This is a genomic window from Microbacterium sp. OR21, from assembly GCF_047306785.1.
Lineage (GTDB): Bacteria > Actinomycetota > Actinomycetes > Actinomycetales > Microbacteriaceae > Microbacterium > Microbacterium esteraromaticum_E.
In genome coordinates, this window is sequence record NZ_JAZEXJ010000002.1 from 31,135 (window position 1) to 42,940 (window position 11,806).

Here is an 11,806-nt window from a genome sequence, read left to right on the forward strand (position 1 = left end):
CCTTCACAACGCCCTATCAGAGTGACAACCGAGTCTGTGCGTTTCGTATGCCGCGGATGACATTCGCCTATGGTCTTAGCCTGTTCTGCATGGATGCAATACCAGGAGCCTGGCGCCGCACTGCCGCCGGAGCAGGACTGCTCTCCCCCGACGGGCGCGTGGCGCCCACCATCTTCGCCGAGATGTCGGCGGCAGCCGCGCGCACCGGTTCGGTGAATCTCGGCCAGGGTTTCCCCGATGAGGACGGCCCGGCGGAGGTTCTGGAGGCGGCCAGGGACGCCATCGCCCACGGCGCGAATCAGTACCCGCCCGGCCGCGGCATGCCCGACCTGCTCGCCGCGATCAGCGAACACCAGCGTCGCTTCTACGGACTCGAGGTCGATCCCGACACCGAGATCCTCGTCACTGCCGGCGCGACCGAGGCGCTGACCGCGACACTGCTCGCCCTCATCGACGGTCCCGACGACGAGGTCGTCGTGTTCGAGCCGTACTACGACTCGTACGCGGCCGCCGTCGCCCTGGCCGGCGCGCGGCTGCGCACCGTGTCGCTGCGCCGACCGGACTTCCAGCCCGATCTCGACGAGCTCGCGGCTGCGGTCGGCGACCGCACGCGGATGATCCTCGTGAACGACCCGCACAATCCCACCGGCACGGTCTTCACCCCCGAGGTGCAGGCGGAGATCGTCCGCCTGGCCGCTGTGCACGACGCGATCATCGTCACCGACGAGGTCTACGAGCACCTGTCCTTCCACACCCCGCACGTGCCGATCGCTACCCTCCCGGGCGCCGCAGAGCGCACCCTCACGATCTCGTCCGCCGGCAAGACGTTCTCCACCACCGGGTGGAAGATCGGCTGGGTGCACGGGCCGGCCGCGCTGATCACCGCCGTGCTGACCGTCAAGCAGTTCCTCACCTACGTGAACGGGTCAGCCTTCCAGCCCGCGATCGCCGTGGGTCTGCGGCTGCCCGAGTCCTACTTCACCGATGCGGCCGACACGATGCTGCGCAAGCACGCGCTGCTCGGCGAGTCGCTGCGCGCGGCCGGTTTCGAGGTGTTCGCCCCGCAGGGCGGCTACTTCACCGTCGCGGATGCCACCGCCCTCGGCGGCGCGGATGCGGCGGCGTTCTGCCGAGCTCTGCCCGAGCGGGCAGGTGTCGCGGCCATCCCGATCACAGCGTTCGTGGCTCCCGAGAACCAGGGCGCGTACGCCGGCCTCGTGCGCTTCGCGGCGTGCAAGCGGGTCGATGTGATCGAGGAGGCGGGCCGCCGGCTGGCGAGTCTGCGCTGACGCGCGTTCGCGATCAGCGGGGCACGACGCGATAGCGGCGCAGCCGCAGTGAGGGGTTCGTCTCGCGTGTGCGGGCGATGAGACCCGGATCGAGGGATGCCACGGCCACGCCCTCCCCGGCGCTGACCCCGGCGACGACCACGCCCTGCGGGTCGATCACCTGTGAGAGGCCGACACCGACGGGGCCCGGATGGTCCGCGGCGATGACGTACGCGGTGTTCTCGATCGCACGGGCTGCGAGCAGCGTGTTCCAGTGGTGCTCCTTGAGCGGGCCGCGCACCCACTCCGCCGGCACGATCAGGGCATCCGCTCCGGCATCCGCCAGCGTCCGCGCCACCTCGGGGAAACGCAGGTCGTAGCAGGTCATCAGGCCGAAGCGCATGTCCGACGTCTCGAAGACCGCAGCCGCGCCGAGCTCCCCAGGCTCGATCCAGTCCGACTCCCGCTGACCGAACGCGTCGTACAGGTGCTGCTTGCGGTACACGGCCTGCACGCCGGCATCCGACACCGCGACGACGGTGTTGCGCACGCGACCGCCATCCGCCTTCTCCACCATCCCGGCGACGATGACGAGGTCGTGCTCGGCGGCGAGCGCGCGCAGCGCCGACGTGAAGGCGCCGTCGAGCTCCTCCGCGTTGGCGGCGACCGAGTCGTCCATGGGTGTCACGAAGTGGTTCGAGTACTCCGGCAGCACCACGACGTCCGCGCCCCGCTCCGCGGCCGCGGCGACGAGCCCTGCGATTCGCGCCCTATTGCGCTCGGGCGAGGCATCCGGAGCGAACTGGCATACGGCGACGATCGGGGCGGGCATGTGAACATGATGCCGCGCTCGGACGCAGGATGCGAAACGCGATCGTGGGCGGGAAGGCAGAAGGCCCGGTCCTCACGGACCGGGCCTTCTTCTTGTTGCGGGGACAGGATTTGAACCTGCGACCTCCGGGTTATGAGCCCGGCGAGCTACCGAACTGCTCCACCCCGCGGCACATCTGAAAGCCTAACACGGCTTCGGAGGGAGGGCGAATCGAGCTCGTACGCCCGGGTGTGTCACGGTCGGTCGGAAGCGGACGGCGAGTGCTCGAGCTCGCAGTCGGGGCCCGGGAAGATCAGCGATTCGCTTCCATCGTCGAAGCGCACGAGGTACGGCGGCCCACCGTTCTCGCCCCGCGTCTCGATCACCTCGCCTCGACGCTCTGCGCTGTCCACGTGCGCGCCGTGGATCACGATCCTCGAACCCGGTGCTGCTCGCATCACGATCACCCTCCTCGAAGAGAAGCAGATGCGTCCATTGTGCGCCGGTCCGCGACGGGACACCAGAGGTGCCCGAACGCAGAAGGAGGGCAGCCCGACGGACTGCCCTCCTTCTGATGCGGGTGCTACTCGCTCGCGGCCTCGTCCTCCAGGGCGAGCAGCTTCTCGATCGCCGCCGTGAGCTTCTTGTCCTCCGCGGCGAACTTCTCGAGGTCCCCGGCCTTCAGCGCCGCCTCGCGCGCCGAGAGAGCGGCGCGGGCCTCCTCCAGCGCGGTCAGCGTCTCGCCGGTCGGCGGGGTGCTGCCCGTGTCGGGCTCGGTCGGCGCGTTCGGATCAGCCGGCGTGCCGGGATCGGTCGGTTCCACGTCGTCATCGCCGCCGGACGCACCGGCGTCACCGCCGAAGAGCACATCGAGCGCCTCGGTCAGGGTGTCCTCGAACGCAACCCGGTCGCCGAAGGCGACGAGCACCTTGCGCAGGTTCGGCAACTTGGTGCCCTCGGACGACTGCACGAACACCGGCTGCACGTACAGCAGACCGCCGCCGACCGGCAGGGTGAGCAGGTTTCCGTATCTCACATCGGACTTGCCGAGGGTCAGCACGTTCAGCTTGTTCGCGATCTCGGTGTCGGAGTCGAAGGTGTTCTGCACCTGGCCGGGGCCGGGCACCGTCGTGTTCGTGTCGATCTCCAGCAGGCGCAGCTTGCCGTAGCCCTCCGCCTTCACGCCCTTCTTGTTCCCGGCATCCGAATCGACCGCCAGGTAGCCCATCAGCACCTCTCGGCTCTCACCCTGCGCCGAGGCGGGGATGAAGGTCGAGAACATCGAGAAGCGCGCCTCGTCCTGCCCGGGCATCTTCATCGACAGGTAGTACGGCGGCTGCAGTCGGTCCTTGGCGCGCGGGTCGTCCGGCGTCTGCCAGCGGTTGTCCTCCTGCGCGAAGGAGCGGGCGTCGTCGATGTGGTAGACGCCGAGCACGTCGCGCTGCACCTTGAACAGGTCGGTCGGGTAGCGCACGTGACTCATCAGGTCGCCCGACATCTCGCTGATCGGCTCGACCGTCGAGGGGTACACCTTCTGCCATGCCTTGAGGATCGGGTCCTCGTCGTCCCACGCGTACAGCTTCACCGAGCCGTCGTAGGCGTCGACGGTGGCCTTGACCGAGTTGCGGATGTAGTTGATGTTGTCGAACGACACCACCGAGGCCGGCGTGCGCGAGTCGGCGATCGCGTCCCGCAGGCTCACCGTCTTCGAGTAGGGGTAGCTGGCGCTGGTGGTGAAGCCGTCGACGATCCACACGATGCGGCCGTCGACGACGCTCGGGTACGGGTCGTTGTCGAGCGTCAGGTACGGTGCGACCTTCTGCACGCGGGTCTTCGGGTCGCGGTCGTACAGGATCTGCGACTCGGAGTTGACGAGGTTCGAGAAGAGGATCTGCTCGGACTGGAACTTCATCGCGTACAGCAGCTTCACGAAGGTGTTGCCGATGCGCGGACCGCCGTCGCCCTCGAAGGTCGTCTTGGTGTCGCTCGCGCCGTCCTCACCGCGCGGGTAGTCGATCTCGACCGGCTCGGTGCCCTCCGGGGCGCCGACGATCGAGTACTCGGGCGAGGACTCGCCGAAGTACACGCGCGGCTGGAACTTCTCGGTCTCGGTGAGGAACCCCGATGTCGGGATGCCCTGCTCGAGGAAGACAGGCTCGCCGTCGCTGGTGCGCTGGTTGCCGGCGAGCGCGACCAGGCCGTAGCCGTGGGTGTAGACGGCGGCGCGGTTGTTCCAGCTGTCACCGCCGCCGAGCTTCGTGAGGTCGAGGTCGCGCACCGAGACGACGGTGTCCTGCGACTTGCCGTCGATCTCGTAGCGGTCGACGTCCAGTTCGGGGGCGAACTGGTAGTACGAGCGGTACTGCTGCAGCTGACGCACGGTCGGGCTGATGATCGCCGGGTCCATGATGCGCACGGATGCCGTGGTCTCGGCGTCTTCGCGCAGCTGACCGGGCTCGGTATCGGTCGCCGCGGCGAACGGCGTGACCTCCATGTCGGCGACCCCGTACGCCTCCTTGGTGCTCTCGATGCTGCGGTCGTAGAACTCGGCCTGATAGGCGTTCTCGTTCGGCTTGACCTGGAAGGTGGTGACGACCCACGGGTAGCCGATGCCGACCACGAGCGAGGCGACGACGAACAGCGCCGTGGCCGCGAGCGGGAAGCGCCAGCGGCCGATCACCGCGGTGACGAGGAACAGCACCGCGACGACGGCCGCGATGATCGAGAGGATCGCGAGACCCGGGATGGTCGCGTTCACTCCGGTGTAGGCGGCACCGGTGATGCGCCCTTCGGGCTGCACCAGGGTGAGGTAGCGGTCGAGCCAGAGGCTGACGGCCTGCACCGCGAGGTAGAGCCCGGCGAGCACGGCAAGCTGGATGCGCGCCGGCTTCGAGATGCGCAGCTCGCGCTGCCCGATGCGCACCGAGCCGTACAGGTACGACACGAGCGCGGTGATCACGAGGCAGAGCAGCAGCACCGCGGAAGCGAACGCGAGCAGCGCCGAGTAGAACGGCATCGCGAAGAGGTAGAACCCCGTGTCGACGCCGAACTGCGGGTCGAGGGTGTCGGTGGTGACGCCGTTAGCCCACAGCCAGGCGGTCTTCCAGTTGCCCGCAGCGGCGAACCCGGCGAAGACGCCGAAGAACACCGGCATCCCCCACATCGCGAGACGGCGCAGCGGCTCGATGACCTCCTGGTAGCGGTCGAGCTGCGAGCTCAGACGCACGTACACCGGGCGCAGCCGGTACGCGAGCTGGATGCACAGGAAGATCGGCAGCGCCATGCCGAGGAACCCGATGGCGAACATCGTGGCGGTCGCGATCCACTGCGTGGTGAGCACCCCGGCGAAGTCGAGCTGATCGAACCAGAGGAACTCGGTGTAGAGCGAGGAGAACACGAAGAATCCCGCGATGATGGCGGCGATGATCGCCACCGAGATCGCGAGGATCCGGCGTGAGGTGCTGGGTGTGGCCGGTTGCGGCGCTGAGGTCGAGGTCACCGTTCCATCCTAGGCAGGCCACCTATGACGCGGCCGCGGATGAGCGCAGGGTTCGCCCGGGCGGATCAGCGGTTCGCGGTGCAGACGGGGAGCTTCGAGGTGTCGCCGCCGTCGGCGACCACCTCGAGGATGTCGAGCGACTCCTCGAGCGTGCCTGTGCGGAACACCTGCAGACCGTCGGGCACATGCCCGACGACCTCGTCGCAGTTCTCCTCGGGAGCGAGGAAGACGGTCGCGCCTGCATCGCGCGCGCCGTACAGCTTCTGCCGGATGCCCCCGATCGGCCCGACGGCACCCGCGGCGTCGATGGTGCCGGTGCCCGCGATCCGCTTGCCGCCGTTGAGCTCACCGGGAGTCAGGGTGTCGATGATCCCGAGGGCGAACATCATGCCCGCGCTCGGGCCGCCGACGTTGTCGAGCTGCAGGCGCACGTCGACGGGGAAGTCGTAGTCGGTCGTGAGCACGATGCCGATCAGCCAGACCTCGTCGCCGGCGGCGTCGGTCGACTTCTCCGGCGTGATCGCGATCTGCTTCTCCTCGCCGTCGCGTTCGACCGTCAGAGTGACCTCCGCCCCATCCGCCTCCTGGATGGCGTCGCGCAGTCGGGTGGCCGAATCGACCGGCGTGCCGTCGATCGCCAGCACGAGGTCGTCGGCCTCGAGCTCGCCCTGAGCGGGGCTGTCGTCGACGGCCTCGACGACGCGCACCTTCGCACCGACGTCGTAGCCGAGTTCGGTGAGGGCCGCGGCGGTCGCCTCGTGCTGCGAGTCCACCATCAGCGCGGCGTTGCGCTCATCTCGCTCGTCGGAGCTGACGCCCTGCGGGAAGACGCTGTCGATCGGCACGACGGCGCGGGTCGGGTCGGTCCACGCCATCGCCAGCTCGAACCAGGTGGGTGTGCGCTCACGATTGCCGATCACCTGCACGGTGGTCAGGTCGAGGGCGCCGGCGGTCGGATAGGTGGTCGCGCCGTCGACCTCGATCAGCGGGACCTCGGTGCCATCGGCGCTGCGCGCCGTGCCGAGGGTGTCGTACACCGGGCCGGGTCGCTGGATGACGTACGGCGTGGGTACGAAGGTGAGCGCGACGAGGGCGACCAGCGAGATGCTCAGGGCGACGACGCCGGTGACCGTGCCGTTGCTGCGGCGTGATGACACGGAACCTCCGGGGCGTTCGCGAGCGGCGTACAGGGATCCGCGCGCATCGTGCTCGAGCACAGGATCGTGTGACTAGCGTAGAGCGCACACGCTACGGGCATGCTGAGAGGGCTATTCGCATGGCAGACGACGATCGCGATCCATCCGACTTCGAGGAGATGCTCCGGCGCATGATGTCGGGAGGTCAGGTCGACCCCGAAGCGCTGCGCGACGCGCTGTCCGGAATGGGCGGGATGTCGATGGACCCGGCGCAGATGTCGGCGTTCATGTCGCAGATGCAGGGCATGTTCGCCGGCGACCCCTGGCAGAGCGCCCGGCAGCAGGCGCTGCACATCGCCAACCGGGACGGGCTCGGCATCGCAGGCGGCGCCCGGACGTCGCTCGTGGATGCCTTCGGCCTCGCCAACCTGTGGCTCGGCGAGGCGACCACGATCTCCGAACTCGCCTCCGCGCCGCAGGCGATGACCCGCGGCGAATGGGTGGAGGCGACGCTGCCGGTGTGGAAGGAGATCGCCGCCCCCGTGTCGACGTCGATCGCCGATGCGCTCACCGACGCCCTCGAGACCCAGGTGCCGCCCGAGATGCAGAGCATGGTGCACGGCGCCGGCCAGCTGATGCGCGGACTCGGCGGTTCATTGTTCGCCGCCCAGTTCGGCCAGGTGCTGGGCCGGCTCTCGCTCGAGGTCGTCTCGGGCGGAGATGTCGGCATCCCCGTTCTTCCGGCCGGGACCGCGGCGGTCATCCCGCAGAACATCGCCGACTTCGGCGAGGGTCTGGAGATCCCCGAAGATCAGATCACCCTGTACCTCGCGGTACGAGAGCTCGCCTACGCGCGGCTGTACCGTCACGCGAAGTGGCTGCACCTGCACGTGCTCTCCCAGATCACCGACTTCGCCCGCGGCGTGACGGTCGACATCGAGGCGCTGGAAGGACTGGCATCCCGGCTCGATCCCACCGACCCCGAAGAGCTGCGCGCCGCGATCGAGGGCGGCGCGCTGCTTCCGCAGCAGACCGACTCGCAGCGGGAGGCGCTCGCCCGGCTCGAGAACCTCATCGCCACCATCGACGGCTGGGTCGACGTCGTCACGGAGGAGGCCACCACGCGCCTGCCCGATGGCGCACGGCTGGCGGAGGCCGCCCGTCGCCGTCGGGCGGTGGGCGGCCCGGCGGAGGATGCCCTGGGCGCCCTCGTCGGACTCAAGCTGCGCCCGCGCCGCCTCCGGGAGGCGTCGGCGATGTGGCGAGCGGTGACGGATGCCGTCGGCATCGCCGCGCGCGACGCGCTGTGGGACTATCCCGACATCATGCCCCTCGCCACGGACATCGACGACCCGTCGTCTCTGATCGCCCGGCTGGAGGCTCTGCAGCGCGGCGAGACCCCCGAGGCGGACGAGCTCGACGAGGCGCTGGCCCGCCTGCTCGACGGTGAGACCCCCGACTCCCCCGCACCCGACTCGCCCGGCGACGACGACCGCCCCGAGGGCGACCGACCCGTCTGATCTCCGCTCCGACGGTCGGCGCCGGGACCGTCCCGCGCAGCGAGTGGTTCTGCACAGACGAGTCCGGGCGCGGATCCGTCCACAGATCGTCCATCTCCGCACCGAGGGCTGGGGCCGCGGGACACAATCGGGTCATGTGCCCCGTGACTCCGCCGACTCTGACCCGTCTCGATCCGCGCTACCCGCTGCTGTGGCGCGATGCCGACACGGTGCAGTTCGGGCTCGAGAGCGTCGTGCGCATCGACGTCGCCGGCCCGTGGGTCGAGCCGCTGCTGAACCGGCTGCGGGCGGGCATCCGGCTCAGCTCGTTCGATGTCGTCGCGCACGGCGTGGGTGCGCCTCGCCGCGAGGCGCGCCGGATGCTCGCGGCGCTGCGGCCCCTGCTCGTCGACGATGCGCTTCCCGCCCCTCCGTTCTGGGTGGACGGGATCAACCTCCCCGACGGCCGCGGCCAGGAGAGGCTGCGGCAGTCGCTGATCGACGAGGGACTCGACGAGGCCGATCCGCATGCCCCGGGGGCCGTGGCCGTGGTGATGATCGGAGGGGCGGTGGCGGCCCTGCAGATGGCCGCGTACCTGCGCGACGACGTGCCGCACCTGCCTCTCGCGTTCGAGCAGGACGCCGCTGTCGTCGGGCCGCTGGTCGTGCCGGGGCGCACGCCGTGCCTGTCCTGCCGCGACGCGCACGAGCAGGAACGGGACGAGGCGTGGCCGCGACTGCACGCACAGCTGGTCGGCACGACGGTGCAGGTGACGTCGGCGCGGATCGCGCAGGCGGCGACGCTCGCCGCACGGATCCTGCGCACGCCGACCCCCGGCGCGGGCCTGATGGTGCGGGTCAGCCCTGACGGGCGACACGCCTGGCGGTCGGTGCGACATCACGAAGGATGCCCGTGCCTCGACCCGTCGTCCCGATCTCGGCGAGGAAGCGAGACGGCGCCCGCTCCCCTCGCCCCGCGGAGCGTGACCACGACACCGCGAGCGTACGCGCGGCCCGCGTGATGCCGACATAGGCCAGTCGGCGCTCTTCGTCGATGTTCTCGAACGATGTGGCGTACGAGATCGGCAGCGAGCCCTCCGCCCAGCCGGCGAGCAGCACGTGCGGCCACTCCAGGCCCTTGGCCGCGTGCAGCGTCGAGAGCGTCACGGTCTGCAGCGTGGGCTCGTGCTGATCCTTCGCCCGCGCCATCAGCTCATCGGCGAACACCCGCAGCGTCGTGCCGGACTCCGCCTCCTCGGCGAGCCGCAGGATCGCACGCCGCGCCTCCCAGCCGTCGCGCTGTGCGCCGCCCGCCTGTGGCGGCTCGTCGGTGAGGCCGAGTCCGCGCAGCACGTCCCGCACGGTGGGCAGGAAGCCCGCGTCCGTCGGCGCGACCGCAGCGGCCCGCAGCGCGAGCACCGCCTGGCGCACCTCGGGCATGTCGAAGAACCGCGTGCCGCCGAGCACGCTGGTCGCGACCCCGCGTGCGGCGAGCGCCTGCTGCAGCACCGCCGACTGCGCGTGCGCCCGGTACAGCACCGCGATCTCGGAAGGGGCCGCGCCGGACGCGATGCGCCGCACGATGGCTTCGGCGATACCGGCGGCCTCGTCGGTCTCGGTGTCGTAGGCGGTCAGAGTGGGGGTCTCCTCGTCGTCGTGCGCACCGGCGGGAGCGAGCGCCAGTGCGCCGGGCCGGCCGCGCATCAGCGCGTTGGCCGCGGTGAGGATCGGCGCGCGCGAGCGGTAGTTCGTCTCGAGCCGCACGACGGTCGCGTCGGTGAAGCGCCGCTCGAACTCGAGCAGGTAGCGCTGCTGGGCGCCCGCGAACGAGTAGATGGTCTGACTCGCGTCGCCCACCACGCAGATGTCGCGGCGGTCGCCGAGCCAGAGCTCGAGCAGCCGGTTCTGCAGCGGGGAGACGTCCTGGAACTCGTCGACGGTGAAGTGCCGGTACTGCTCGTGCACCGCGGCGGCCACCCGGGGCTCGGCCTCGAGCATCCCCGCGCAGGCGAGCAGCACGTCCTCGAAGTCGAGCTGGCGCCGTTCGTCCTTCAGCGCCTCGTACGCGCTCTGCAGCTCGATGAGCTGCTCGGGTCGGATGCCGCTGATCGGTCGCTCGAGTTCGGCGTACTGCTCGATCGAGAGCATCGAGACCTTGCGCCACTCGATCTCCGCGGCGATGTCGCGCAGTGTCGCCGTGCTGGGGCGCAGGCGCATCGCGTCGGCCGCCTGCCCCAGCATCCGCACCTTGTTGTCGATCAGCGAGGGGGCCGAGTCCCCCGCCACGGTGGGCCAGAAGAAGTTGAGCTGCTTCAGGGCCGCGGCGTGGAAGGTGCGCGCGGCGACGCCGCCGACGCCGAGCGCTCGCAGCCGGCCGCGCAGCTCGCCGGCGGCCTTCGCGGTGAACGTCACCGCCATCACCCGCTGCGGCGAGTACGCCCCGGTGTCGACACCGTGCGCGATGCGGTGTGTGATGACGCGCGTCTTGCCGGTGCCCGCACCCGCGAGCACGGCGACGGGCCCGCGCAGCACGCTCGCCGCCTGCCGCTGGCGCTCGTCGAGCGCGTCGAGTGCGCTCACTTCGACTCGCTCCGCTCGCTCAGCACATCGCACTTCGACTCGCTCCGCTCGCTCAGCACATCGCACTTCGACTCGCTCCGCTCGCCGCTCCGTGGCGACTCCCGGTACCAGTCCTCGATGAGCCGCCGCGCGATCGACGAGCGGCTGGGCAGGCCGACCGGCCCGTCGCCGGCGAGCGACTGCCCGATCTCCTCACGGGTCAGCCAGCGCACGTCGATGATCTCCTCGCCGTCCGCGGTGGCCTCGTCGTCGGCGGCGACGGCCCGGAATCCGACCATCAGCGACCGCGGGTACGGCCAGGGCTGCGACGAGATGTACCGAAGTTCGCGCAGGCGCACGCCGGCCTCCTCGGCGATCTCGCGATGCACGGTGGCCTCCATCGACTCCCCTGCCTCCACGAACCCGGCGAAGCATGAGTACATGGTGCCGCGCCAGGCTGCGTTCGCGCCGAGCAGCAGACGCTCGCCGTCCGGGCTCTCCACGGCCACGATCACCGCGGGGTCCGTGCGGGGGAAGTGCTCGGTGTCGCACGTGGCGCAGTGCCGCGACCATCCGGCGCTGCGCAGCTCGAGAGCGCTGCCGCAGCGGCTGCAGTGTCGCACATCGACGAGCCAGGCGGCCATCGCCACCGCGGTCACGAAGATCTCACCCTCGAACGGTTCGAGAAGGCCGCCGACCTCACGCAGCCCCAGCCACGTCTCCTCGGGCGCGGCGTCGATGCTCTCGCTCTCGCGCGCGACCGACGCGAGAAGCAGGGCGCTGCCGTCGGCATCCCTGCCCAGCAGCGCCCAGTCGGCGTCCCCCACCTCGGCGACCCCGACCCGCACGACCTCCCGGCCCGCGACGCGCACCCGGCGGTCGCGGACGACGACGACCCTGCTGTCGGGCTCGGCCCGCAGCCGATCCATGATGCCCGGCTCGGTGCGCAGCTCACCCGCTCTGTCGAGGATGTCGGACCCGGTGCTCATGCGTCCTCCTGCTCTCGTGCTCGTCTCCCGGAGCGCGACGTATGC

Annotated in this window: 8 protein-coding genes and 1 tRNA gene; 2 read left to right on the forward strand and 7 right to left on the reverse strand. The window is 70.3% G+C overall.

The genetic code is table 11. The features are described from left to right. Positions 1–89: 89 nt before the first annotated feature. Complete coding sequence (locus V2S04_RS04785) at positions 90–1,289, forward strand: aminotransferase class I/II-fold pyridoxal phosphate-dependent enzyme (protein WP_413637312.1); 1,200 nt, start codon at positions 90–92, stop codon at positions 1,287–1,289. 13 nt (positions 1,290–1,302) lie between these two features. Here the strand turns inward: V2S04_RS04785 and V2S04_RS04790 are convergent, their stop codons facing one another. From V2S04_RS04790 to V2S04_RS04810, 5 genes are all read right to left on the reverse strand, one after another. Next, positions 1,303–2,100 (reverse strand): carbon-nitrogen hydrolase family protein, encoded by a 798-nt coding sequence (locus tag V2S04_RS04790; RefSeq protein WP_413637313.1) that lies wholly within the window; start codon positions 2,098–2,100, stop codon positions 1,303–1,305. A 95-nt stretch (positions 2,101–2,195) separates the two neighbouring features. Further along, positions 2,196–2,269, reverse strand: a tRNA-Met gene (locus V2S04_RS04795). Positions 2,270–2,333: 64 nt separating this feature from the next. Further along, positions 2,334–2,537 carry a DUF1918 domain-containing protein gene (locus V2S04_RS04800; RefSeq protein WP_413638098.1) on the reverse strand — a complete coding sequence of 68 codons (204 nt, stop codon included), beginning with the start codon at positions 2,535–2,537 and terminating at the stop codon, positions 2,334–2,336. Between the two features lie 125 nt (positions 2,538–2,662). Beyond that, positions 2,663–5,578, reverse strand: coding sequence for a UPF0182 family protein (locus tag V2S04_RS04805; protein ID WP_413637314.1), 2,916 nt, complete (start codon positions 5,576–5,578; stop codon positions 2,663–2,665). A 65-nt stretch (positions 5,579–5,643) separates the two neighbouring features. After that, positions 5,644–6,735 carry a PDZ domain-containing protein gene (locus V2S04_RS04810; protein WP_413637315.1) on the reverse strand — a complete coding sequence of 364 codons (1,092 nt, stop codon included), beginning with the start codon at positions 6,733–6,735 and terminating at the stop codon, positions 5,644–5,646. Positions 6,736–6,854: 119 nt separating this feature from the next. Between V2S04_RS04810 and V2S04_RS04815 the strand changes: the two genes are divergently transcribed. Further along, positions 6,855–8,234 carry a zinc-dependent metalloprotease gene (locus V2S04_RS04815; protein ID WP_413637316.1) on the forward strand — a complete coding sequence of 460 codons (1,380 nt, stop codon included), beginning with the start codon at positions 6,855–6,857 and terminating at the stop codon, positions 8,232–8,234. Between the two features lie 837 nt (positions 8,235–9,071). On the opposite strand, the gene V2S04_RS04820 is transcribed toward V2S04_RS04815, so the two are convergent. Together V2S04_RS04820 and nudC are read right to left on the reverse strand one after the other, a co-directional pair. Continuing rightward, on the reverse strand, positions 9,072–10,793 hold the full coding sequence (locus V2S04_RS04820) for an ATP-dependent helicase (RefSeq protein WP_413637317.1): 1,722 nt from the start codon (positions 10,791–10,793) through the stop codon (positions 9,072–9,074). Further along, complete coding sequence (gene nudC / locus V2S04_RS04825; protein WP_413637318.1) at positions 10,790–11,761, reverse strand: NAD(+) diphosphatase; 972 nt, start codon at positions 11,759–11,761, stop codon at positions 10,790–10,792. The genes V2S04_RS04820 and nudC overlap by 4 nt, the downstream gene beginning before the upstream one ends. Positions 11,762–11,806: the final 45 nt, after the last annotated feature.